This is a genomic window from Archangium violaceum (genome assembly GCF_016887565.1).
Taxonomy (GTDB): Bacteria; Myxococcota; Myxococcia; order Myxococcales; family Myxococcaceae; genus Archangium; species Archangium violaceum_B.
Genome location: NZ_CP069396.1, coordinates 12,862,372 through 12,885,419 on the forward strand (window position 1 = coordinate 12,862,372; position 23,048 = coordinate 12,885,419).

The following is a 23,048-nucleotide window of genomic DNA, read 5'->3' on the forward strand; positions in this document are numbered from 1 at the left end:
AGGACCCGACCCGGGACATCAGGCCGCGGACTGCTCGGAGGAGTCCTCGGCCACGGGCAGGGTGATGAAGAAGCGGGTGCCGCGCCCCACCTCGCTCTCGACACGAATCTCCCCGCCGAGCGCGGTGATGATGCGGTGGCATACGGACAGCCCCAGCCCCGTGCCGACACCAACGGGCTTGGTGGTGAAGAAGGGGTCGAAGACGCGCCGCAGGTGCTCGGGGGGGATGCCGCACCCGGTGTCGCCCACCTCCACGGTGACGCGGTTGGGAGCGGAGAGCCGCGCCACCACGCGAATCTCGTTCTCCTCCACGCGCCCGGGGGGAATGGCGTGCGCCGCGTTGATGAAGAGGTTGAGGAACACCTGACCCAGACGCGGTGCGTTGGCGAGCACGGCGGGCACCTTGTCGCACGCTTCCACGAGCCGGGCCCGGTCGCGCACCTCGTGCCGGGCCATCTTGGCCGAGCCGCGCACCACCGCCGCGATGTCCACCGGCCCGAGCGCCACGTCATCCGGCCGCGACAGCGTCTTGAGGTCCTGCACGATGAGGCGGACGCGCTCGGCGCCCTCGCGCGCCTCCGACAGGGCGGACAGCATCTCCAGCCGGTCCTCCTCGGAGGGAGCGCCCATCAGCTCCGTCAGCGCGCCATGGACGAAGCGCAGGTTGCTGAGGATGAAGGCGAGCGGGTTGTTGATTTCATGCCCCACGCCCGCGGCGAGCCGGCCCATGGAGGCGAGCCGGTCGGCGAAGAGGAGCTGCTCCTGGGCCTCCTGGAGCTGCTGGAGGCTGTCGCGCAGGCGGGTATTGGCCTCGGCGAGCTCGGCGGTGCGCGTGCGGACCGTCTCCTCCAGGAGGGCGTGGTAGCGGCGGGCCTCGCGCTCGGAGGCCTCGGCCTCGGCGCGCATCAGCCGCTGCTTCTCCTCGAGCGAGTCGCGCAGCTCGCCGGCCATGCGGTCGAAGGCGCGGGCCAGGGAGCCCAGCTCGTCGCGGGCCGACGAGGGCGTGCGGATGTCGAAGTCACCGCGCCCGATGCGCTCCGCCGCGGAGGCGAGCCCCTGGAGCGAGCGGCGCATGGGCGAGAGGATGGCGAAGGCGAACACCAGCACCAGCACGACGCAGATGCCGGGGACGACCATCGCCAGCAACTGACCGAGCTCCGTGGTCAGGTCCCACCGGCGCTGCAGCTCGGCCAGCTCGGCCCGCTCCGCCGATTGGATCTCCGAGATGCGCCGGCCCACCTGCTGTTCGAACTCCGCGTACAGCACCCACTCCACCGTGGAACCGACGGCCGTGCCCGGGGGGATGGCGCTCACGCGCGCCTCCGTCCACTCCGCCCAGTCTCGCAGGGCCGCCCAGAGCTCTTCACGCTCCTCGCGCTCGTGATCCACCGTCCTGCCCGGCACCCAGCGCTCCTCGCGCGACAGGCTGTCCTCGAGCCGCTCCAGCTCCAGCTCCACCTGCTGCATCAGCTTGCGCCGCACGAGCGAGGTGTCGCCCGAGATCTGCTGCACCTGGGCCAGCTCGTTGAGGTAGGGCCAGGCGAGCGCGTGCAACCGGCCATAGCTGTCGAGCTGCTCCTGGGTGACCATCATCTGCTGGCGGCTGATGCGGCCATGATGGACGCCGAGGTAGAGGTTGGCGCCCATGAGGCACATGAGCACGATGGCCATCAACGCGAACAGAAACACCTTGGCGCGAATGGTCATCGATTGGCCTCGGGTGGACCCACCATCGCCCGCATGATCTCACGACCGCCCGCGCGGCGCGAGTGGGGGGAGCCCCCCGCATCGGGTCCTGCCACGACGAGGGCGCGCCGGGTTATCCTGCGCCGCCATGCGGTGTGACCTCTGCTACCAGTCCGAGCCGTCGACGTACGTCGAACTCCACCACAACGTGGGGATGATCATCCTGCGCCGGGTGTACACGACGGAGGGAGAGCTGTGCCGGAGCTGCCTGGACAGGAGCTTCTGGCACCACACCCTGCGCAACCTCACGCTCGGGTGGTGGGGGACCATCTCGTTCATCATGACGTGGTATTACCTGCTCTCCAATGTCGTCACGTACGTGCAGGCCCGCTCCGAGCTGAGGAAGGCCAGGCCCCGGCGCGAGGCGCCCCGGGAGGCCGTGTCGGGAGCGGAGGCCCGGCGCATCCTGGAGCCGTTCGAGCACAACGTGCGGATGAGGCTGCGTGACGGGGAGACGCCGGAGGCGATCGCCCAGGATCTGGCGCGCTTTCACGGTGTCGAGCTCGGGGCCGCCCAGCAATTCGTGGACGAGCAGCGTCAGGCCGCCTGAAGTCCTGGAGGTCCGAAGGGCCCGAGATGTCCGGTGCCGACAGTCGCTGTGTTCACGACCTGGACATCCTCACGTCGAGCAGGAGTCAGAGACACGGGGAGCGAAAAGAACGAGCCAGAAGGGTGTTTGAATGAATGGCACTGAGGTGCGTCTGAAGCGCTGCCATCGCGTTTCCAGGAGGCATTCCGTGCCGGTTTCCAAGCAACTGCTGTGCGCCGCCCTGGTGGCTGGATGCGTCTTCGGCGCCCCGGCGGCGGAGGCCCGCTTCGGCAAGAGCCGGGGAGACTCCTCCTCCAATTCCAGCTCCCGCTCCTCGTCGAGCGACTCCAGTTCCTCCAGCGACTCCTCCTCGTCGAGGACGTCTCGCACCCATGGGAGCGACGGCAACGGCTCGGGCCCGCGGGTCCACGATGCCACGGCGGTGGGCTGGGAATCGAACGGCGGCTCCTCATCGGGCCATGGAGATGGGAACGGGCGCCCGCGCGCTCCGAGACGCGCCTACCTCCGCCCCACGAGGTACGCCTCCTACGGATTCTTCGGCGCGCACTACCACCCGTACGGCCCGCGGCCGAGGTGGGAGCGGGAACGGCCCGAGGAGCGGAGCTCCGAGCTGATGGTGCGGCTGGGCGTGGAAGGGTACGCCGTGAAGGACGGCGGGGCGCTGGGGGGATACCTCGGCGTCGAGGGAAGGCACTGGGGCGTCTCCACGCGGCTGACGGGGCTGTCGCTGAACGCGGAGGACGGCTCGGGGGACAAGGATCGCATCCAGCTGGGCGAGGCGCACCTGACATTCGCCCCGGTGGCGAGCAGGCACGGGCGGCTGCGGCTGGAGGCGGGCGTGGGCGTGGCGCGCGCGCCGGACATTACCTTCATCGGCCCGAGCGTGGCCCTGTCCTTCGAGCGGTGCCTGTTCGGGCCGTTGGACCTGGAGGGCCGGCTGCAATGGGTGCCGGTGCCGCACATGCAACTGGATGGACAGGCGGCGCTGGCGCTGCACCTGGGCGTGCTGACGCTGCGGGGTGGCTGGCGGGGGCTGCTGCTGAACGACCGGGGCTACGTCGAGGACGGCGTGGAGCACCAGGATGTGATGGGAGGCCCGTTCGTGGGCCTCGGCTTCAACTTCTGAGACGGGGGCCCGTGACAGACCGCCTTCCCGGGGAGCTGCCGGGGAGACGGGCGGTGCATGCTCCCGGAGCGGGCGCTTTCGGGGTATGTGAGGGGCACCCACCATGACCGCCCGCCCCTGTCGACCCCTGCCCGCCGATGGCCGTTTCCTGCAGTCCATCGGCCCGACGCCCCTGGTTCCACTCCGCCTCGACGCGGAGGGCCCGACCATCTGGTGCAAGCTGGAGTTCCTCAACCCGAGCGGCTCCACGAAGGACCGCATCGCGCGCTACATGTTGGAGAAGGCGTGGCGGCTGGGCGAGCTGTGCCCGGGGGGTGAGGTGGTGGAGGCCTCCAGCGGCTCGACGAGCATCGCGCTGGCGCTGGCCTCTGCGCAGATGGGCCTGAAGTTCACCGCGGTGATGCCCGAGGGAGTCACGGGCGAGCGCGTGCTGACCATCCGGGCCTACGGTGGCAACGTGGAGCTGGTGCCGCGCGACGCGGGCATCCGAGGCGCCATCGCCCGGGCGGAGGAGATCGCCCGCGAGCGCAAGGCCTTCGCGCCGCGCCAGTTCGAGAACCCGGACAACGCGGAGGCGCACCGGGTGTGGACGGGGCAGGAGATCCTCTCGCAGGTACCGGGAGGGCTGGTGCACGCGGTGGTGAGCGGGGTGGGCACGGGCGGGACGGTGGTGGGGCTGTACCAGGCTTTCGCGGAAGCGGGCTGCCCGGTGGCGCCCTTCGTGGCCCGGCCCATCTCGGGACTGGGCAGCGACATGGAGTGCTGCAGCTTCAGCTCGCGGGTGCCGGGCGTGGTGGATGGCCTGTCGAGGCTGTACCGCGAGGCGGACCTGCCGGGGCTGGTGGAGCTGAACATCTCGGACGAGCTGGCGATGAGCACCGCGCGGGCGCTCATCCGGCGAGGCTTCCCGGTGGGGCCCTCGTCGGGGCTCAACTACGCGGCGGCGGTGGAGGCGGCGAAGCGGCTGGGGCCGGGCGCGCAGGTGGTGACGCTCTTCCCGGACCGGATGGAGCGCTACTTCTCCACCGAGCTCATCCAGCCCAGGGGCACGACCTGAGCGGAACGGGGCGACCATGACCAGCGCACGCGCCACGAGCGTGGCCACCACGGGGACGGAGCTCGAGGAGCTCCGCATGCTGCACGCGCTCAACCGGGAGGTGGACTCGCTCATCGAGGAGTGCCTCCGGGAGCGGGCCTCGCTGGCCCGGACGTTCCAACGGGTGCTGCCGCTGGTGCTGCGGGAGACGGGGGCGCGGGGCATCGCCGTCACCACGCGCAACGAGGAGCTGGTGGAGCAGACGTTCCACGAGGGTGACTTCGACGGCACGTTTCCGGGCGCGCTGCTGACGGGGCCTGGCGGCACGAGGCGCGAGGGCGGCGGCACGGTGGTGAGCCAGGCGCTGGACGTGGTGGGCCAGGAGGTGGGGCGCATCGGCCTGTACCTGATGGGGGACCACACACGGCCCGAGCAGGCGGGGCGCCTGGAGCGCATGCTGGACACGGTGGCCGAGCAGCTCGACACGGTGCTGCTGCAGGTGCACACCGCGAGCGAGAAGCAGGAGCTCATCCTCCAACTGAACCACCTGCTGGCCAACCCCGTCTTCGAGTCGGGCATGGACCAGGTGGTGCTGACGCTGGCGCAGCGGGTGCGGGTGCCGGGCTTCCTGCTGGTGTACCGGGACGCGATGAGACACTCGGTGCTGCATTACCGCACGTACCGCGACGGGCACCTGGAGCACGAGTCGGGGGAGCGGCCCTCCCTGGTGCTGGAGGCCCTGCTGCACGCGCACGGCCCGGAGCTGCTGGTGCAGGGCAACGAGCGGCTGAAGCAGGCGTTCGGGGAGCACCGGGTGGTGGAGGTGGTGCTCATCGCGAGCCACCTGCACAGCGAGCCGTTGGGCCGCATCCTCCTGTGGTCGGGAGAGGAGGGCTTCTCCAGCTACACGCTGGACCTGGTGCGGGTGCTGGCCTCGACGCTGAGCCAGCGGCTGGTGGACTACAACCGTGAGCGCGCGCACCTCTCGCAGTTCTTCTCGGCGGACGTCATCGACGAGCTGTTGAAGGTACCGGACTACGGGAAGCGCTACCTGTCGAGCCGGGACGAGGAGGTGGGAATCCTCTTCGCGGACATCAACGGCTTCACGCGGGTGTGCGAGCAATTGGAGACACCTGCGCGCATCGGCCATTTCGTGGACCGGTGGAGCACGCGGATGGTGGAGCTGCTGTGGCGGCACGGGGGCGTGTTCGACAAGATGGTGGGTGACTGCGTCATCGGGCTGTTCGGCCCCCCGTTCTTCCGGAGTAGCCGGCGCGAGCGGGCGGAGGCGCTGATGAGGGCCGCGTGTGACATCCAGCGCTTCACCGCGTCGATGAGCGAGGACCCGGAGGTGCGGGGCATCTGCGAGCGGGCGGGGATGCCGGGGCTGGGCGTGGCGGTGGGGCTGAACCTGGCACCCACGCTGTGTGGCCTCTTCGGACCGAACCAATACTACACGGGCTTCTCCACGGGGATGAACCAGACGGCGCGGCTGCAATCGCTGGCGGGTTTTCGCGAGACGCTGGTGATGGAGCCGGTGAAGCAGGCGCTGAAGGGCAGCGAGGACGCACTCATCCAATCCCTCACCTACGGACCACTGACGGAGACACCGGTGAAGAACGTGGCGAAACCACTGCGCCACCACCGACTGCTGCCGCCGGACTGAGGGAGATCCAACCCGTGAGCGGGCCGTCAACACCTGGGACACATGGATTCCCAGGAGCCCCCCATGCGCCGATTGAGTCCCCTGATCGCCCTGCTGCTCACCGCCTGCGGAGAGAAGGTCCCAGCGCCCGGAAGCGGGAGCCCCCCGGAGGGCTCCACCTCGCCCATCCAGGGCAGCCTGACGGTGCGCACACACTACGCCGACCGCCCGGATTGGCGAGAACGCTACCAGAGCGTGTACGTCCTGCTCGGCGACGGAAGCCGCTTCCGGCGGGCCGTGGATGACCAGGGCATGGCCCGGTTCGAGGACCCCACCCTCGTGGGAGCACAGGACGTCACGATCGTGGAGGTGCAGAAGGGCGGAGCCCAGGTGGTCCACACCCTGCTCGCGATGGACGTGCCGGAGCTGGAGCTGCCCTATGGCCCTGGCGCGGCGCCCGACCAGACGGTCGCGACGAAGCAGGCCACGCTCACCGGCAAGGTGACGGGCGCGACCGGGACGGGCACCGTGAGCCCCCTGGTGGTGGGAGAGGGATTCTACGGTCTGTCCGCGAGCAACCCGCCCCCCGGTACCTTCAGCTTCGACATCTGGGGGTATGCGCCCGGCCGCATCTCCCTCTTCGCCTCCGAGTCCATGCCCAACGGCGGCAGGGTCCTGCGGGTCGGCATGAAGAAGGACATCGTGGTGGGAGGAGGACAACCCGTCACCGACCAGGAGGTCGTGCTCGACCACGTCGTGGACCAGACGCTTGCGGTGACGGTGGAGGGAATGGAGCCCCATGGGACCCGGGCGAATGCCTCGCTCCTCTACTTCGAGGGCACGCAGGAGCTCTTCGGTACGGGGACCCAGGGGACGCCCCCCTTGTCGCTGCCCGCCATCGCGCGGACGGCGCCGTTCGACACCGCCCAGATGAACGTCAGCGTCGGTGTCGGCGATGAAGATGAGCTGCCCCGGGGAGGAGCGAGCACGAGCGTGCGCGTGGGAGCGACCTCGCCCGTGAACATCAAGCTGCTGGCGCCCGTGCTGCTCGCCTCACCGACCCTGGGCACGAGGACCTCTCCGGGGACCGCGCCACGAAACGGATTCGTCTTCCGCTGGAGCGCCGATCCGACCGCGCGTTTCGTGAAGCTGGTGCTCATGCCCGTATCCGGGAGCACGAGCAGACCGCTCATCTGGGAAGTGCTGGCGCCGACGTCCGTCACCACCTTCACGCCCTTCCCACTGCCGGCGGAGGCGGCACCGCAGAGCACGCTCGAAGCGGGCCTGTACGCCATGGAAGCCCAGTCACTCGACTACGGAGAGGGCCATGGAGTACCGGACTACATCCAGTACTCCATCAACCCGGACCTGACGCGGGAGCAGCGAAAGACCGAGGTACAGGGCTACGTGACGTTGCAATAACCGGGTCCCCCCCCAACCCCTCTCCCTCCGGGAGAGGGACAGGGTGAGGGTATCCGGCCCCCGGGTTGAACCCGAGTCCCCGCCGAGACCTACGTGCGGAAGGGCCCGGTCACCTCGAAGGTAATCCCCCCACTGCTGCTGCCACTGGTGCCGCGCTGGGAGCTGAAATACAGGCGCTTGCCATCGGGGCTGAAGGCGGGGCCGGTAATCTCGGAGCTGCCGTGGCCGACGAGCTGGATGAAGGGAGCCACGACGCGGTTGGGGGTGATGATGCAGATCTGCAGGTCGCCGCCGTCCTCGGCGACGAAGATGTCGCCGGAGGAGGAGACGGTGACGTTGTCCACGCCGGTGAGGGGGGAGTTCGGGTAGAGGTTGTCGTCGTAGATGATCTCGAGACGCGAGGAAGCGACGGTATAGGCCCAGACGCGGTTGTCGCCCTTGGTGGTGAAGTAGACGACGCCGCGGTCGTACCAGCAGCCCTCGCCGCCGTTGAAGACGGTGGTCTGAGAGGCATTGGACTGCTGGGAGGCGGGCTTGGAGGCGGACACAGGCACCCAGGTGACGGAGGCGCCGGTCAGGGGATCACCGGAGACACGGGCGGCCTCGAGGGTACCGGCGTCGAGGGAAGGATAGGAGGAGGGGGTGAAGCGGTAGAAGCGGCCGCTGGTGCTGTCCTCGGTGAGGTAGAGGCGGTAGTCGACGGAGTCGACGGCGACGGCCTCGTGGGAGAAGGTGCCGAGGGCGGGGCGAACCACACCTTGAGAGGACTTGGTGGGGTCGCATTCCCAGACACGGCCGCCGGAGAACTCCTCGCAGGAGAGCCAGGTGCCCCAGGGGGTGGGACCCCCGGCGCAGTTGGAGGTGGTGTTGGAGAGGATGCGGTAGGCGCCGATGATGGAACCACCGCCGTCGAACTTGAGGGCGGAGACGCCGCCGGTGCCCAGGGTCTTCTCGGAGTTGGAGACGTAGATCCACCCGCCGCCGGAGACGGGGAAGCAGGCGCCGCCGTCTGGGGCGCCGTGCCAGGTGTAGCCGGTGCTGGCGACCCTGGAGCCGGAGCGGGCGACGATGCGGGAGGAAAAACCGGCGGGGAGCCGGACGCCATTGGCATCAGCGGAGCCGGAGATGGCGCCATAGGGGCTGGAGCCGGGCTGAGCGGGGGCGGAGTAGGCGTTGCGCCAGAAGCCGGGCCCGAGGACGAGCGCCCCACCGCTGAGGGCGGAGAGGCGCAGGATGTCGCGACGATTCAAACGCATGGGTTCCTCCGATGGAGCGAGAGGAACCACGCTCACACGAGCGAACCGGAACGCCGGGTCAACTCGCCGTAAGGAATAGCTGACGGAAACGTCACACGGGCCACCACCCCCCCCCCACCCCTCTCCCTCTGGGAGAGGGACGGGGTGAGGGTATCCGGACCCGTGCTCTATCCCTGAGTGCCCGAGCGACCCTGCTTCAACAGATGGTCGCCAAAATCCTCGCGCAGCTTGGTCTTGAGGAACTTGCCGGTGGAGGTGCGAGGAATCTGGGGGATGAAGACGTAGTCATCGGGAAGCCACCACCTGGCGAAGCGCTGCTCGAGGTGAGCGGAGAGCTCTTCCTTGGAGGCGGAGTGACCGGGCTTGAAGACGACGGCGGCAAGCGGACGCTCATCCCACTTGGGGTCCTTGGCGGCGAAGACGGCGGCCTCGAGGACGGCGGGATGGGCCATGAGGGCGTTCTCGAGGGCGACGGAGCTGATCCACTCGCCGCCGGACTTGATGACGTCCTTGGAGCGGTCGGTGATGCGCACGTACCCCTCTGCGTCCAGCGTGACGACATCACCGGTCTTGAACCACCCATCCTGGGTGAACCGATCGGAGCCCTCGCCGCCGAAGTACGAGGAGGCAACCCAGGGCCCGCGGACTTCCAGCTCACCCATGGTGGAACCATCCCAGGGGAGGACCTGGCCCGAGTCGCTCACGTGACGGACCTCGACGAAGGGGACGGCGTAGCCCTGGGTGGCGCGGAGGGCGAGGCGCTGGGCCTGGGGGAGGTGCTCGTGCTGACGGCGGGGCCGGGCGAGGGTGCCGACGGGGTTGAGCTCGGTCATGCCCCAGGCGTGGGTGACGATGAGACCATGACGGTGGAGGAAGCCTTCGATCATGGCGAGCGGAGCGGCGGCGCCGCCGATGACCATGGAGCGGATGGCGCTCAAGTCCCAGCGCTTGGGCTCCTGGTCGAGCAGGGCGAGGATGCCGAGCCAGATGGTGGGGACGCCGGCGGCGACGGTGACACGCTCGCTGGCCATGAGGTCCAGCAGGGAGAGCGGGTCGAGGTGGGGACCGGGGAAGACGACCTTGGCGCCGGTGAGGACGCAGCTGAAGGGCAGGCCCCAGGCGGCGGCGTGGAACATGGGGACGACGGGCATGAGGGTGTCCGACTCGCTGGCGCCGAGGGTATCGGTCATGCACTCGGCGAGCGTGTGCAGGACGATGGAGCGGTGGGAGTAGAGGACGCCCTTGGGGTTGCCGGTGGTGCCCGAGGTGTAACAGAGCATGGCGGCGGAGCGCTCCTCGAGCTGGGGGAAGTCGAAGGAGTCCTTCTCGCGGGCGAGCAGGGCCTCGTAGTCGAGGCGGCCCTCGGGAGCGGGGCCGTCATCGGGGATGACGATGACGTGCTGGACGGAGGGGACGGCGCCGATGAACTTCTCGAGCAGGGGCAGCAGCGAGCGGTCCACGACGATGACGCGGTCCTCGGCGTGGCGGGCGATATAGGCGAGGTCGTTGGGGTGGAGGCGGAGGTTGAGGGTGTGGAGGACGGCGCCCATGCAGGGGACGCCGAAGTAGAGCTCCAGGTGCTGGTGGTGGTTCCAGCAGAGCGAGGCGACGCGGTCACCGGGCTTCACACCGAGCCGGGTGAGGGCATGAGCGAGCTGGCTGGTACGCCGGTGGTAGTCGGCATAGGTGTAGCGGTGGAGGGACTTGTCGGGCTGGCGGCTGACGATCTCCGACTGGCCGAAGTAGGTCCGGGCCCGATCGAGGAAGTGGGTCAGCGTGAGCGGGAAGTCCATCATGCGGCCGGTGAGCATCGGTGTGTCCCCCTGGGAATGAGCGGGCACCGATGCTACCGATTCGGAGCGCCGAAGCGCACGACGGGAAAGCGCCGTGCGCGGATGGCGCACCGAGTCAAACGAACGCGGGCCTCAGCCCTCGCGCACGCGCAGCACCAGCTTGCCGGTGGACTTGCGCGCCTCCAGCTCGCGCAGCGCCTGCGCGGCCTGCTCGAGCGGGAACACCTGGCTCACCACCGGCTCCACGAAGCCCTTCTCGGCCAGGGCGGCCAGGTCCATGGCGATCTTCGCGGTGAGCTGGGGCTCATGCATCACGAAGGAGCCCCAGGCCACGCCCACCACGTCCACGTTCTTGAGCAGCAGGCGGTTCACCTTCACCTCGGGGATGCGCCCGCCCGCGAAGCCCACCACCAGCAGCCGGCCCTCGGGAGCCAGACACTTGAGGCTCAGGTCGAAGGCATCCCCGCCCACCGGGTCCATCACCACGTCCACGCCCCGCCCCTGCGTCGCGTCCTTCACGCGCGACACCCAATCGCCCGCGGCCAGGAAGCAATGGTCCGCGCCCGCGGTCCGAGCCACCTCCGCCTTCTCCTCGCTGCTCACCACCGCGAGCACCCGCGCGCCCGCGCCCCGGGCGATCTGAATCGTCGCCGTCCCCACCCCGCCCGCCGCGCCGTGCACCAGCACGGTCTCACCCTCCTTGAGCCGGCCCCGCCGGTGCAGCGCGAAGTGCGCCGTGTGGTAGTTCAGCACCGTGCCCGCCGCCGCCTCGAAGCTCCATCCCAGGGGCATGAGGAACGTCATCGACGGTGGCGCCGACGCCACCTCCGCCCAGCCCCCGAGCATCGTGAAGGCCATCACCCGGTCCCCTGGCTTCACCAGTGCCCCGGGCGGCGCGCTGCGCACCACGCCCGCCACCTCCACGCCCGGCACGAAGGGCAGCGGCGGCTTCAGCTGATACAGGCCCTTCGTCAGCAGCAGGTCCGGGAAGCTCACGCCCGCCGCCCTCACGTCGATGAGCACCTGGTCTCCCGCCTCGGGCTCCGGCACGTCCACCTGCTTCAAGCCCTCGGGTCCCTCCAACCGCTCGAGCTGCAATGCGCGCATGGTGTCTCTCCTCGGCCCCCCTGGCCATGGGCCGCCTCGTGTGCAGCCGGGACGCTACACGACCCAAGCGGTCGGGCAGAACCCCGCAATTCAATTCATGCCCGCCACGCCGCCGGGTCATGAATCAGTGGGACGAGGAACCTTCACTCTCACGGAAGAGGAAGGACACCTGACCATTCGGTTCGAGGAAGGCCGCGCGGACCGCCCGCAGATCGTCCCGGCCATGGGTGCGCAACCGGCTGAGCAGCTCCTTCTGGGAGATGTGGCTCTTGCGCAGGTTGTCGTGCACCAGCTCGCCCTCACGAACCAGTTCCAGCGGGCGGCCCTCCAGCACCCGTGCCGCGTGGCGGTCACGGAAGGACAACCACGAGAAGAAGCGGTCCCATGCCGCGAGCGTGGCCAGGGCGATGAAGCCGGTGGTGAGGCTGTCGTCATCGCCCACGAGGGTCCTGCGCAGACAGACGGTGAGGAGGAAGAGGAGCGCCAGATCGAAGGTGGAGTAGCGCCCCAGCTCCTTGCGCCCGACGAGCCGCAGGACGAGTTGAGCGAAGAGGAACACCAGCGAGACGCGGAGGATGACCTCCAGCGGGTGCATCTCCGGAACCCAGATGGCATGCCAGTCGATGGGTTTCATGCGGGGAATCTGCCCATGCGAACACCTCCGGCGCTCGCCCGGTCGGCCGTACGTCCCAAGCTCGCTCGCCTGCTCCTCCAAAGAGAGTGGCGAACAGAGGGACCGCGTTCCATCACCCCTGTTGATCGACTTCAGGTCTACATTCTGCGGTAAATCCATTCAGGAGCGAGGTCCCGGTCGCGCTCGGGAGCAACTGGTCTGACAGTCAGACCAGTTCGTCCGGAACGCGCCCGGAAGGTGCCCCGTCCGTTCCTGCAAGAGCACCCCTGGAAGAACCGACTCCAGCTGGTGAGTGCTCCTGCCAGGGCCATGCGCGCGGGCCCCGCCTCGGCAGGCGGCGCAGCCATGCCGAAGTTCAGCAGGTCAGAGCGCCACGCGCTTCTTGCCGCGCACGAGCACGTCCCACCACTTGAAGGTCATGGCGAGGATGCAGTCCAGCTCGCGTGTCTCCGGGGAGGGCGCGAGCGTCTTCGCGCCGGGCAGGCACCAGGCCGCGATGGGAGAGGCGGAGAGGATGTGGAGGATGCCCCGCGAGAAGCCATCTCCCGCGTAGGCGACACAGACGGGAATCTTCATGCTCTCCAGGTCCTGCAGGGCGAAGGGAATCTTCTCGTCCACCGTGCCCACGCTGCCCTGGTACTTGCACTCGATGGCGAGCGCGGTGCGCGTCTCGCGCTCGAGCACGAAGATGTCGACGCGCCGTCCCCTCCCCGTGAGTGTCTTGCCGACGTGCACCTCGCGGTACGCCTTCACCCCGCGCGAGGCGTAGTTCTTCACGATGTATCTGGCCACCAGGTCCGCGTATTCGTGTCCAGTCATCCGTGCCTCCGCGTCCGGCCCGTTCAACCGCTCCGGACCCTGCGCATCTCCCGCGACTCCTCCGGCGTCTCCTCGGGCACCGCCCCCTCGGCCAGCAGTCGCGTCCCGGAGACCGCCAGCGCCTCGTCACAGATGTCGGTGCCCCAGAAGTCCCGTCCGAGCCGCGCCGCCGCCACCCCCACCGACCCCGAGCCCATGAATGGATCCACCACCACGCCACCGGGCTCGCTGCTCTGGCGGATGAGCACCTCGCTCACCTCGGGAGGCTTCTCGGCCGGGTAGCCCCGGTAGACGCGCGGCACCGGGAGCACGTCCGCCACGCCCAGGTCACTCAACCGCCGCCGGCCCTTCTCGAAGAAGAGGATGAGCTCGTAGCGCGAGCGGTAGTGATAGCCCATGCCGATGTGCAGCTTGTCCCAGACGATGGGCTTCCAGAACCGGAAGCCCGCGGCCTCGGCGAGCGGCTTGGCGACGAACATCGTCTCCGGGTCACAGAAGAGATAGAAGTGCGAGTCGCGCTTGAGCACCCGCCAGACCTCGGCGAACAGCTCGGGGAAGCGCTCGTTGGGGAAGATGCGGAACCACTGGTTGCTCGACGCCTTGCTGCGCTTGAGGCGCGTGGTGGTGCCGATGGCGCGGTGCTTCTCGAGCGACTCGTAGGCGGGATCGGTGATGACGAGATCCACCGAGCCCTCCGGCAGGGTCCGGAGCCACTCGACGGCATCGGTGTGTGCAAGGCGGTAGCGAGGCATGAGGGAGTATCACCCGGCATTATGACATCCGCCGCGCCCGCCCACCCCAGCGGGTCGGGAGAGATATCCAGGAGCGATCAGATGGGCTCATCAGCCCATGCCGTCGTGGTACTCCTCCCAGGGCTCGACACGGGTGGCGTCATCGTGATTCTGGGCCGACATGAGCCATCTCCGGGGCCGAAGGAGCGGCCCCGCAGAATCGCCTCATGTCTCCGGACGCGAACAGCTTCCGTGCACACGCGGGAGCGCCCTGCGTCGACGTGGGCGCCGCGCGCTCCGGAGCACGGACCTTCGGAGAGAAGCGCAAGGCCAGATCCGCGGCCAGGCCCACGACCATGACGATCAACATGGCCTCACCCGCATAAGAGAGCTTCATCGCCTCGTCTCCGTGGCGTCCCCCCGGACGCAAGACAGCTGGTCCAGACATGGTGCCCTGAGTCCCCGCTTCGGGGCAAACGCACGCGGACGCGCAAGATTTGCGCGCGCGTCCGCGAGAGGGAGACGAAAACGAAACGCCAAACATGGAGGACCAACGATGTCTGGCATCCACCCGCCGCTACGGCGCCAGCCGCAGCAGGTAGCCGTCCGGCGACGGCGGGTAGGGAGAATCGGGCACGGGCTCCGGGGCCAGCCGGATTCCGCCGAAGTCGGTGGGCAGCTGGATGTTGCCCCCGGCGATGAGACCCCAGCCGGGACGCACGGAGAGCGTGCGCATGTACCGGTCCCCGATGTAGCTGCCCAGGGGCGACGGCTGGTTCGGGAAGGTGCGGCTCCACGCATGCTCGGCGGCCAGCGAATAGCGGACGATGAAGAGCTGCTCCAGCTGCGAGTCCATCATCGGGCCGCCGCCGAGGTCGGTATCCGCCGGGCCGTAGCCGCCCACGTAGATGCGGCCACGAGGGTCCACGGCCATGGCGCGCACATGGGCCTCGCGCAGCGAGCGGGCCGCGAGCTCCTGGCCGTCCACGTCCGCCACCACGAGGAACGAGGACCAGTATTCACGCGAGTCCCCGACGACGCCCTGCCCGCCCCAGGCGAGCGTTCCCAGGAAACGGCCCGCGGCGGCCACGTGCCCATCCGGGGTCGCGCCCGCCACATAGACCTGTCCCTCCAGGCCACCGAAGTCCTTGCCCCAGACCTGCTGTCCCTGGGCGTCCCACCGGATGAGGAACGGAGCCCCCGTCCAGGACCACGTGGTGGCGCCACCCGGGAAGAGAGTGCCCGTGTAGTTGCCGGCGGCGAAGACGTTGCCCGCCCCATCCACCGCGATCGCGTCCACGCTGGCCCGGGGGCCGTAGACCTGGCGCGGCTCGGGCGAGACGGCGCGCACCCAGTCCAGGTCCCCCGCCGGGGTGTACCGGGCCACGAAGGCCTTGTCCTCGCGCACCAGCGTCTGTCCGCCCAGGTCCACCGTGTTGGAGACCTCTCCACCGAGGATGATGGCGCCCCAGGCATCCACGGCGAGCGCCCTGGGCCAGAGTGAGGTGCCGCCGAAGGAGCGCGTCCAGATCGGCGTCCCGTCGGCGTCCAGCTTCGCCAGGTAGACATCCTGCACCAACGTCCCGCCGCCCAGGTCCGTGGTCCCCCGCTCGAAGCCCGCGAGGACGATGGACCCATCCGGCCCCACGCCCAGCAGGTTGCGCACGTCGTAGTAGCCGAGGCCTCCATTGCGAGAGACGTGCCGCAACTCCCGGGTCCAGAGCCGCCAGCCCCAGGGCGTGTATTTGCTCAGCGTGAGTGTCGCGGAGCCATCGGTGTCCTCTCCGGTGGAGCGGCTGAGGACGATCAGCTCGCCGCGTCGCGTCCACGCCGTGCCCTGGACGAGGTCCAGCCCCGACCCCTTCACGAGCTGGGCCCAGGTCACGCTCCCCGGCCTGCCCCAGCTCCATCCTCCATCACGGGAGGGAGAATCGTCGTCTGGGGCACCTTGCTCCACGGGTGCCGACTCCACCTCCAGGGGGGCGGCGGGCTCCGACCTCTCCGCACCACCGCAAGCCATCAGGGACACTGCCGAGAAGAATGCAACCGTGCTGTCGCGTAGCCACGCCATGAGATCCTCCTTGTGGCGCGGCGACGGTTGTCACCCCTCCCCCTGGGTGCAATGTGTGTCAGGCGGATTTCATCGGCAGGCCCCGCGAGACGACACACTGTCGTTAGAAGCGCAGGACGAAGGCCTCGAGGAACACGGAGGGCGTGTCCAGGTCGGCCGACGGCTCGCGGAGGAAGCCGCGGCGCTGGTACATGCGCGCCACGCCCTGCGCGCCCCGGCGCACGTGCAGACAGATGGCCGGAACGCGCCAGTCCTCGCGAGCCACGCGCTCGGCCGCGTCCAGCAGGGGCGTCGACAGGCCCTGCCCGTGGAAGTCCACGGACGTGGCCAGGTGCCGCAGGTCCGCCGCGCCTGGCAACCACGCCTCCGAGCCCGGTGCGCCCGGCGGCCACAGCGCCACCGTGCCCACCACGCGGCCCTCCATCTCGGCCACCAGCACCTTCGCCACCGCGCGCTTGGCCGCCACGTCCCGCAGGCTGCGCTTGCGCTCGTCGGTGTAGACCACCTCCGGCAGCTTCTTGGCGTACTGGGTGATGAAGGCTTCCACCAGCAGCTCGCCCACGACCGCGTCGTCCTCGGGCCGAGCCTCGCGAATGACCACCCGCTTCAGCAGATCCGTGCTCATGCGGCGGCGTGTATCACGCCCCGGACCGTCCACGACGGCCCACCGCATGGGCAGCGGCCGGCCGCCTCCGCGCGACGAACGCCACGCCCACCAGGGCGAGCACACCGGCCAGAGCGCTCGTCCCGCTGGTCGCTCCGCAACCGACCGTCTCCGCTCCCTCCGCCTCGGGCGGCACCGCCATCTCGAGAACCGGAGAGTCCGGAACCTGCTTCTCGGTGTCCGAGGAACCGGAGTCCACCGAACGAGGATGACGGCCGGAGAGCTCCAGATAGCGCTGGATGAGGCGCAGGCGGGCGCGCTCGAAGGCGTCGCCGTCGTCCGAGACCTGGGAGGCGGTGGGGATGAGCTCGCGGGCCACCTGCCGCGCGAAGGCCGGGTCTCCCGCGTCGCTCACCATCTTCAGCCACTCGTAATCCTGCACGCCCAGGCGGATGAGCTTGAGGCGCAGGGAGGCCACCGGCACGGGAGTGCCGCCGCCGATGCGCTGGACGGTGCCCGGGTAGAAGAGGGTGCCATCCCCGTTGCCGTTGAAGCGGAACTGGTCCTCCCACGCCGAGGCGAGCATCCCCACCGTCTGGTAATACAGCTCGCCGGTGGCGCCTTCGAGGAAGGTCAACCACTCCATGGCACGGGCCTTCGCCGCCGAGCGATCCAGCATGTACGAGGGCCAGCCCGCGCCCGGCATGTTCTCTGGCGCGTTGGTGCCATAGGCGCAGCCGTGGCTCATGCAGCTCTGGTACATCCACATCGAGTTGCCGGGCCGGGCGAGGTAGTCCGTGTAGCGCTCCCGCTGGTCTCCCAGGTAGGGCGGCTTGGTGCCGTCCATGTAGTTGACCAGCGGGACGAGCAGGTCCACCTCGTTCTCCAGGTGCTGCGCCTTCAGGTCCTGGATGGAGGTGGTGAGGAGCGTGCGCAGCGCGGGGGCCGACTGGTTCACCACCGCGAGGTTCTGGCGGATCTCATCCCAGGAATTGCCATAGGGGGGCTCATCACCCACGTAGGCGTAGGCGCGCGACAACCAGCCGCGCTCGCGGAAGTGGGAGACGAAGTCGGCCAGCGCCTGGGGGGTGTACTCTCCCAGGTACTCGATGCTCGTCATCTTCGCGCCGGGCAGGCGCGAGGGCGCGGTGCCATCCATGAACGGGGCCCAGAGGGCATCGAAGGTGGCCAGGTCCGGCATGTCCCATCGGCCCGAATCACCGGGGACGCGGGGGAAGGCGCTGGAGAGGGTGATGCGGTGCTCGAGCGCCATGCGCTGATAGCGCGCCAGGAGCGGCTCCAACTCCTGGCGGGAGCAATCGGTGCGGCCGAAGTGCGCGCGGCACAGATGCGGCGGCCACGCGAGGAAGGCGGTGGCGAGGGACGGAGTGCTGGGCAGGACGGCGTTCACCACCGTGAGGCGCACGGGCACCCGCTGGCTGAGACCGTCACCCGTCACCTCCACCGTGCCCTGGTAGTTGCCGGGAGGTGCGTTCAGGGGGACGTGCACGTCCACCCAGATGGCGCGGGACTCGCGGGCGGACACGTCGAAGGGGAAGGCATTGCGCGCCTCGTTGGCGATCTCATCCACGTCCGGCACCAGCGCGTCCGGCCAGCGCCCCACCGGCTCTCCGGGCACCGAGGCCCGGCGGGTGGTGAGGAAATCCTCGCGGTAGAGGGTGAGGTCCGAGCCAGCGATGGAAGCAGGGCCGTCCAACGAGCTCAGGCTCGCGCGTACGTTCCGCAGCCCCGAGTCCCCGCCGTGCAGGCCCACCTGGAAGGAGACGAACTCGTTGCGCGCGGCCGTGAGGTGGACCGGGGACCGGCCACGAGGTGCCGTATCGGGCATCACCTTCACCATGGAACTTTCGCCCCACACGGAGGGGCCGGCCGCGGCGGCCGGGAGGGCGGAGAAGAGCAGGACCAGGGGAGCGAGAAGCAGGGCGGGTTGGCGCATGTCCCGGATGAACCGGGCCGCACTGTCCGTGACTTCCCCCTGGAAGAGGAGGCCCCCAGCCCCTGCCCGATCGCCTGCCCGGGAGGGGAAGTGGGCGCGGTACGGGCTTCGGCCCCTGCCCGCCGAGCGTGTCCAGGCCCCCCTGGTGGAGGGCTGCGCGGGGTGGTTGGAGTGCCGCGTGCTCTCCGAGCCGGACGTGCAGCGCAAGTACGACCTCTTCATCGCCGAGGTCGTCGCCGCGTGGGTCGAGGACACGGTGTGGAAGGACGGGGGCTGGGACTTCAAGGGTGAGGACTCGCTCCGCTCCGTGCACCACCTGGCCGGCGGCGTGTTCTTCACCACGGGCGATCGGGTGCTGGCCCCGAAGCCCACGGCGGGTACGAAGAAGTGAAACCCGGGAGGCTCGGTACCCTCACCCTTTCCCTCTCCCGGAGGGAGAGGGGTGGTGATGGGTTCACGGGCCCGCGCTGTCCGTGATGGCTCCCTCCGCCGTGATGGCGGGTCTCGCGATGGGGAACTCCCTTGTCTCGCAGGGCTGGAGCTGGTGGCGCTCTCCTCTCAGCGCGAACTCCAGGGGCCCCGCCGCGGGCCACCGGCTGTTGAGCACCAGCGTGTCCTGGGTGATCTCCACCTCCACCATGTTCTTCCGGTAGCGCAGCAGGAACTTCAGCCGCTTCATCCCCTCCGGCAGGTTCGGGTTGAAGTGCAGCACGCCCCCACGCACCTCGATGCCCGTGTACGCGCGCTGCATCAGGTCCACCGTCCCCGACATCGCGCCCAGGTGGATGCCCTCCGGCGTCGTCCCTCCCTGCACGTCCGAGATGTCGCTCTTGAGCGCCTCGCTGAACAGCTTCCACGAGCGCGGTCGGTCACTGCGCGCCAGCACCCACGAGTGCACCACCCCGCTCAGCGTCGAGCCGTGCGACGCGCGCTGCAGGTAGTACTCCACCGTCCTCGGAATCATCGTCGGTTCGAACGGGTAGCCCAGCCGCTCGAAGAGCTCCCGCAGCTCCTCCGCCGAGAACAGGTAGAACAACATCAGCACGTCCGCCTGCTTCGACAGCTTGTAGCGGTTGGGTGAGTCCCCCTCGGCCTCGAGGATGCGGTCCAGCCGCTGGATGTCCCCGTAGCGCTTCCGGTACACCTCCCAGTCGAACTCCTCGAGCTGCTCGTAGCCCTCGAACTGGCTGAGCACCCCATCCGCGTGGAACACGAGCCGCATCTTCCGGCTCACGTCGTCCCAGTGCGCCAGCTCCGCCTGGGTCAGCTCCAGCGTCTCGAGCAGCTCGCTCCGCCGCTCGCCGGGCAGCAGCTTCAACACCTCCAATCCCTTGCACAGCACCCACACGGCCATGAGGTTGGTGTACGAGTTGTTGTCCAGCCCCGGCTCCGGCCGGTCCGGGTAGCCCGTGTGGTACTCGTCGGGCCCCATGACGCGGAGAATCTCGTAGCGGCGCAGGGACGGGTTCCACCGGGCCATGCTCGCCCAGAAGCGCGCCAGCTCCAGCAACATCTCCGCGCCGTAGAAGTACAGGAACTCCGTATCCGCCGTGGCCTCGTAGTATTGCCAGACGTTGTAGGCGATGGCCGCGTTGATGTGCCGTTGCAGCCACGTCACGTCAGGCACCCACCGTCCCGAGCGCGGATTCAGGTGCACACGCTGGCTCTCCTCGCGTCCGTCGCTGCCGCTCTGCCAGGGGAACATGACGCCCCGGAAGCCCGCCTCGCGCGCCGCCTCGCGCGCCCGCCGCAGCCGCCGGTGCCGGTAGCGCAGCAGCGCCCGCGTCAGGGCCGGCAACCGCAGGTTGAGGAACGGGAAGACGAACAGCTCGTCCCAGAAGATGTGGCCCCGGTACGCCTCGCCGTGCCACCCGCGCGCCGGCACCCCCACGTCCTGGTCGATGGTGTGCGGCGACACCGTCTGCAGCAGGTGGAAGATGTGCAGCCGCAGCGTCCGGTGGATGTGGTCCGCCTCGGTCAGCTCCAGGTCCAGGTCGCTCCGGCGCCACAGGTGCGTCCACGCCCGCACGTGCGTGGCCACCAGCTCGTCGAAGCGCGCGGGTGCCACCGCCACCGCGTGCTGGGCCTCCATCGCCGCCTCGGACACCGCGTGGTCCCTCGACGAGTACAGCGCCACCACCTTCTCCACCACCAGCCGCTGGCCCTCGCGCAGCTCCACCGTGAAGTCGTGCGCGAGGTACCCATCCTCCGTGGCCAGTCCCCGCCGCGCCACCGCCGGCCGCCCGTCCACGTACAGCCGCGTGCGCGCCGCCTCGGCGACCTCCAGGCGCGACTGCACCGTCTCCACCTCCAGCAGCAGCGTCTCCGCGTCCACCTCCTCCGTCACCAGCGTCCGCAGGTGTTTGCAGTTGAGCTGCCGGTAGCGGGGCACGCCTCCGTTCACCACCCGCCCGTCCAGCGCCGAGCGCACCAGCACCCGTCCGCTCCAGTTCTCCGGCACCAGCACCAGCTCCTGTCCCGCCAGGTGCTTGTCCCGCATGTGCACGAAGCGCCGCTGCTCCACCCGCGTGCACCGCCCCTGTCGGTCCTCGAAGCGCAGCGTGCGCAGCAACAGCCCCCGCGCCATGTCCAGCACCTGCCGATACTCCAGCAGCGTCACCGCGCGCGCGTTGAACCAGTCGCCGCCCTCGATGCGGAAGGTGAGCGGCAGCCAGTTGGGCATGTTGACCAGGTCCTCGTTCTCCACCACGCGCCCGGCCAGGTCCGTCTTCAGCCGGTTGTACCCGCCCGCCAGGTACGTGCCCGGGTAGTGCGTGTCGTCCGCCTCGGACTCCGGCGCCGCCCCGCGCGTGGCGAAGTAGCCGTTGCCCAGCGTGCACAGCGCCTCGCGCAGGCCCTCCTTCGTCGGCTCGAAGCCCTCGTAGGTGAAGAGCCAGTGCTCCGGCCTCATCGCTTCGGCCCTCCCGCGCGGGCGATGAGCAGCTCCAGGAACTGGCGCACCTCCTCCACGTCCGCCAGCGCGTAGTCCGCCGCCGTGGGGCGATCCACCTCGCCGCGCACCACCAGCCCGAGCCCCCGTCCCTTCAGCGTCTGGAAGGCGTCCTCGTCCGTGAGGTCGTCCCCCACGAACACGGGCAGCACGCCCTCGTGCGCGAGGCCCAGGGCCCGCAGCAGCCACTCCACCGCCCGGCCCTTGTGCCAGTCGATGTCCGGCTGCAGCTCGAAGACCTTCTTTCCCCCGCTCCTGCGCAGCCTCGGGTGGCGCGCGAGCACGCTGGCCACCTGCCGCTCCACCTCGGGCACCCGCGCCTCCTCCACGTGCCGCCAGTGCACCGCCACGGTGAAGCGCTTGCGCTCCAATCGCGTGCCCGGAATGCCCGCGAGGCCCTCGGCCAGCTCCCGCTCCGCCGCGTCCACCTCGGGCAGCAGCGCCGTGCCCTCCTCCTGCTGGAAGGCGCGCCCGCCCGGGCCCTCGATGTCGAAGCCATGGCTGCCCGCGAAGTACAGCCCCTCCAGCCGCACGAAGCCCTTGAGCACGGGCAGGTCCCGCCCGCTCACGGCGGCCACCGGGTAGTGCCGGGCCAGCTCCGCCAGCGTGGCCCGCATCGCGTCCGACAGGCGCGCGTCCTCCGGCTGGGGAACGATGGGCGTCAGCGTACCGTCATAGTCCAGGAAGACGGCCACCTGCCGCCCCTCCATCCGCCGCAGCAGCTCCTCGCGCCGCTCCAATGCCGAGGGCACTTCCCGCATGGACCGCACTGACGACGCTCCTTCCTCCACCCTCACGGTGGACAGGTCCGTCACCTCGACGTCCGCGCCGGCCCCTACCAGCGCGCCCTCCGGCCCCGCGCGGCGCACGCCGATGACGCACCCGAAGTGCCCTCGCCGCCCCGCCTGCACACCGGCCTGGGCGTCCTCCAGCACCACCGCGCGCTCCGGAGCCACGCCCAGTCTCCGAGCCGCTTCCAGGAAGGTGTCCGGCGCCGGCTTGCCCGGCAACCCCAGCCGCCCCGCCTCCACCCCGTCCACCCGAGCGTCGAAGAGGTGCTCCAGTCTGGCCGCTCGCAGCACCGTCACGCAGTTGCGGCTGGCCGACACCACCGCCGTGCGGAAGCCCGCCGCCCTCAGCCGCTCCAGCAGCCCCACCGCGTGCGCGAACACCCCCACGCCCCGCTGATCCAACGTCTCGGTGAAGAAGGTGTTCTTGCGCTTGCCCAACCCCTGCACCGTCCGGGCCTCGGGGCCGTCCTCCGGCGAGCCCTCGGGCAGCACCAGGCCCCGGCTCTCCAGGAAGCAGCGGATGCCATCCAGCCGCGGCCGCCCGTCCACGTACCGCTGGTAGTCCTCTTGCGTGAAAGGCGGCTCCACGAGCGTGTCGAACAGCCGCTTCCACGCCGCGGCATGCACCTCCGCGGTGCGTGTCACCACGCCGTCCAGATCGAACAGCACCGCGTCGAAGTCACGGCGGGACAGGACGACGGCGGCGGGCGCGAGCGGCTCGGTCGAGGGCATGGCGGTGACTCCCGTGGAGGACCCATCACGTCCTCCATGCGCCATGCACACGCCATGCCCCTACACGTGCGGCAGGTG

At 69.7% G+C, this 23,048-nt stretch carries 19 protein-coding genes; 6 read left to right on the forward strand and 13 right to left on the reverse strand.

Going from position 1 to position 23,048, the window contains the following annotated elements; genetic code table 11:
- Positions 1 to 18: 18 nt before the first annotated feature.
- Positions 19 to 1,707 (reverse strand): sensor histidine kinase, encoded by a 1,689-nt coding sequence (locus JRI60_RS51360; protein WP_204223485.1) that lies wholly within the window; start codon positions 1,705 to 1,707, stop codon positions 19 to 21.
- Positions 1,708 to 1,834: 127 nt separating this feature from the next.
- Here JRI60_RS51360 and JRI60_RS51365 point away from each other — a divergent pair, with 127 nt between their 5' ends.
- The 5 genes from JRI60_RS51365 (at position 1,835) to JRI60_RS51385 (ending at position 7,525) form a co-directional block, all read left to right on the forward strand.
- On the forward strand, positions 1,835 to 2,296 hold the full coding sequence (locus JRI60_RS51365; protein ID WP_204223486.1) for a hypothetical protein: 462 nt from the start codon (positions 1,835 to 1,837) through the stop codon (positions 2,294 to 2,296).
- A 187-nt stretch (positions 2,297 to 2,483) separates the two neighbouring features.
- Complete coding sequence (locus tag JRI60_RS51370; RefSeq protein WP_204223487.1) at positions 2,484 to 3,422, forward strand: hypothetical protein; 939 nt, start codon at positions 2,484 to 2,486, stop codon at positions 3,420 to 3,422.
- A 103-nt stretch (positions 3,423 to 3,525) separates the two neighbouring features.
- Positions 3,526 to 4,479, forward strand: coding sequence for a PLP-dependent cysteine synthase family protein (locus tag JRI60_RS51375; protein ID WP_204223488.1), 954 nt, complete (start codon positions 3,526 to 3,528; stop codon positions 4,477 to 4,479).
- A gap of 16 nt (positions 4,480 to 4,495) precedes the next feature.
- Complete coding sequence (locus JRI60_RS51380; RefSeq protein ID WP_204223489.1) at positions 4,496 to 6,124, forward strand: adenylate/guanylate cyclase domain-containing protein; 1,629 nt, start codon at positions 4,496 to 4,498, stop codon at positions 6,122 to 6,124.
- A 63-nt stretch (positions 6,125 to 6,187) separates the two neighbouring features.
- Positions 6,188 to 7,525, forward strand: a complete 1,338-nt coding sequence (locus JRI60_RS51385) for a hypothetical protein (protein WP_204223490.1) — start codon at positions 6,188 to 6,190, stop codon at positions 7,523 to 7,525.
- Positions 7,526 to 7,614: 89 nt separating this feature from the next.
- Here the strand turns inward: JRI60_RS51385 and JRI60_RS51390 are convergent, their stop codons facing one another.
- From JRI60_RS51390 to JRI60_RS51435, 10 genes are all read right to left on the reverse strand, one after another.
- Positions 7,615 to 8,781, reverse strand: coding sequence for an alkaline phosphatase PhoX (locus JRI60_RS51390; protein WP_204223491.1), 1,167 nt, complete (start codon positions 8,779 to 8,781; stop codon positions 7,615 to 7,617).
- 167 nt (positions 8,782 to 8,948) lie between these two features.
- Positions 8,949 to 10,592 carry a long-chain fatty acid--CoA ligase gene (locus JRI60_RS51395; RefSeq protein WP_204223492.1) on the reverse strand — a complete coding sequence of 548 codons (1,644 nt, stop codon included), beginning with the start codon at positions 10,590 to 10,592 and terminating at the stop codon, positions 8,949 to 8,951.
- 114 nt (positions 10,593 to 10,706) lie between these two features.
- A complete protein-coding gene (locus tag JRI60_RS51400; protein ID WP_204223493.1) occupies positions 10,707 to 11,681 on the reverse strand; it encodes an NADPH:quinone oxidoreductase family protein in 975 nt (324 codons plus the stop codon).
- Between the two features lie 124 nt (positions 11,682 to 11,805).
- The gene (locus tag JRI60_RS51405) at positions 11,806 to 12,315 is read right to left on the reverse strand and encodes a DUF421 domain-containing protein (protein ID WP_239470222.1); all 510 of its coding nucleotides are present in this window, start codon (positions 12,313 to 12,315) and stop codon (positions 11,806 to 11,808) included.
- Between the two features lie 363 nt (positions 12,316 to 12,678).
- Positions 12,679 to 13,134 (reverse strand): PD-(D/E)XK nuclease superfamily protein, encoded by a 456-nt coding sequence (locus JRI60_RS51410; RefSeq protein WP_204223494.1) that lies wholly within the window; start codon positions 13,132 to 13,134, stop codon positions 12,679 to 12,681.
- 23 nt (positions 13,135 to 13,157) lie between these two features.
- Positions 13,158 to 13,886 carry a DNA-methyltransferase gene (locus tag JRI60_RS51415; protein WP_204223495.1) on the reverse strand — a complete coding sequence of 243 codons (729 nt, stop codon included), beginning with the start codon at positions 13,884 to 13,886 and terminating at the stop codon, positions 13,158 to 13,160.
- Between the two features lie 139 nt (positions 13,887 to 14,025).
- A complete protein-coding gene (locus tag JRI60_RS51420; protein ID WP_204223496.1) occupies positions 14,026 to 14,262 on the reverse strand; it encodes a hypothetical protein in 237 nt (78 codons plus the stop codon).
- Between the two features lie 180 nt (positions 14,263 to 14,442).
- Entirely contained in the window at positions 14,443 to 15,936 is a 1,494-nt protein-coding gene (locus tag JRI60_RS51425; protein WP_204223497.1) for a hypothetical protein, read from the reverse strand.
- Positions 15,937 to 16,039: 103 nt separating this feature from the next.
- On the reverse strand, positions 16,040 to 16,561 hold the full coding sequence (locus JRI60_RS51430) for a GNAT family N-acetyltransferase (RefSeq protein ID WP_204223498.1): 522 nt from the start codon (positions 16,559 to 16,561) through the stop codon (positions 16,040 to 16,042).
- Between the two features lie 13 nt (positions 16,562 to 16,574).
- Entirely contained in the window at positions 16,575 to 18,497 is a 1,923-nt protein-coding gene (locus JRI60_RS51435; protein ID WP_239470223.1) for a DUF4091 domain-containing protein, read from the reverse strand.
- 7 nt (positions 18,498 to 18,504) lie between these two features.
- On the opposite strand from JRI60_RS51435, the gene JRI60_RS51440 reads away from it, so the two are divergent.
- Positions 18,505 to 18,888: a flavin reductase family protein gene (locus JRI60_RS51440; RefSeq protein ID WP_239470224.1), complete on the forward strand. Its 384-nt coding sequence runs from the start codon at positions 18,505 to 18,507 to the stop codon at positions 18,886 to 18,888.
- A 63-nt stretch (positions 18,889 to 18,951) separates the two neighbouring features.
- On the opposite strand, the gene JRI60_RS51445 is transcribed toward JRI60_RS51440, so the two are convergent.
- Together JRI60_RS51445 and otsB are read right to left on the reverse strand one after the other, a co-directional pair.
- Positions 18,952 to 21,408: a glycoside hydrolase family 65 protein gene (locus tag JRI60_RS51445; protein ID WP_204223501.1), complete on the reverse strand. Its 2,457-nt coding sequence runs from the start codon at positions 21,406 to 21,408 to the stop codon at positions 18,952 to 18,954.
- Positions 21,405 to 22,970 (reverse strand): trehalose-phosphatase, encoded by a 1,566-nt coding sequence (gene otsB / locus JRI60_RS51450; RefSeq protein WP_204223502.1) that lies wholly within the window; start codon positions 22,968 to 22,970, stop codon positions 21,405 to 21,407. Before otsB ends, JRI60_RS51445 begins: the two co-directional genes overlap by 4 nt.
- Positions 22,971 to 23,048 lie beyond the last annotated feature (78 nt).

Coding starts and splice junctions, on each gene's coding strand:
- JRI60_RS51420 (WP_204223496.1), bottom strand. CDS start 14,262: ATGAAGCTCTCTTATGCGGGTGAGGCCATGTTGATCGTCATGGTCGTG.
- JRI60_RS51390 (WP_204223491.1), bottom strand. CDS start 8,781: ATGCGTTTGAATCGTCGCGACATCCTGCGCCTCTCCGCCCTCAGCGGT.
- JRI60_RS51400 (WP_204223493.1), bottom strand. CDS start 11,681: ATGCGCGCATTGCAGCTCGAGCGGTTGGAGGGACCCGAGGGCTTGAAG.
- JRI60_RS51430 (WP_204223498.1), bottom strand. CDS start 16,561: ATGAGCACGGATCTGCTGAAGCGGGTGGTCATTCGCGAGGCTCGGCCC.
- JRI60_RS51365 (WP_204223486.1), top strand. CDS start 1,835: ATGCGGTGTGACCTCTGCTACCAGTCCGAGCCGTCGACGTACGTCGAA.
- JRI60_RS51360 (WP_204223485.1), bottom strand. CDS start 1,707: ATGACCATTCGCGCCAAGGTGTTTCTGTTCGCGTTGATGGCCATCGTG.
- JRI60_RS51415 (WP_204223495.1), bottom strand. CDS start 13,886: ATGCCTCGCTACCGCCTTGCACACACCGATGCCGTCGAGTGGCTCCGG.
- JRI60_RS51395 (WP_204223492.1), bottom strand. CDS start 10,592: ATGCTCACCGGCCGCATGATGGACTTCCCGCTCACGCTGACCCACTTC.
- JRI60_RS51445 (WP_204223501.1), bottom strand. CDS start 21,408: ATGAGGCCGGAGCACTGGCTCTTCACCTACGAGGGCTTCGAGCCGACG.
- JRI60_RS51380 (WP_204223489.1), top strand. CDS start 4,496: ATGACCAGCGCACGCGCCACGAGCGTGGCCACCACGGGGACGGAGCTC.
- JRI60_RS51435 (WP_239470223.1), bottom strand. CDS start 18,497: ATGCGCCAACCCGCCCTGCTTCTCGCTCCCCTGGTCCTGCTCTTCTCC.
- JRI60_RS51405 (WP_239470222.1), bottom strand. CDS start 12,315: ATGAAACCCATCGACTGGCATGCCATCTGGGTTCCGGAGATGCACCCG.
- otsB (WP_204223502.1), bottom strand. CDS start 22,970: ATGCCCTCGACCGAGCCGCTCGCGCCCGCCGCCGTCGTCCTGTCCCGC.
- JRI60_RS51375 (WP_204223488.1), top strand. CDS start 3,526: ATGACCGCCCGCCCCTGTCGACCCCTGCCCGCCGATGGCCGTTTCCTG.
- JRI60_RS51440 (WP_239470224.1), top strand. CDS start 18,505: ATGAACCGGGCCGCACTGTCCGTGACTTCCCCCTGGAAGAGGAGGCCC.
- JRI60_RS51425 (WP_204223497.1), bottom strand. CDS start 15,936: ATGGCGTGGCTACGCGACAGCACGGTTGCATTCTTCTCGGCAGTGTCC.
- JRI60_RS51410 (WP_204223494.1), bottom strand. CDS start 13,134: ATGACTGGACACGAATACGCGGACCTGGTGGCCAGATACATCGTGAAG.
- JRI60_RS51385 (WP_204223490.1), top strand. CDS start 6,188: ATGCGCCGATTGAGTCCCCTGATCGCCCTGCTGCTCACCGCCTGCGGA.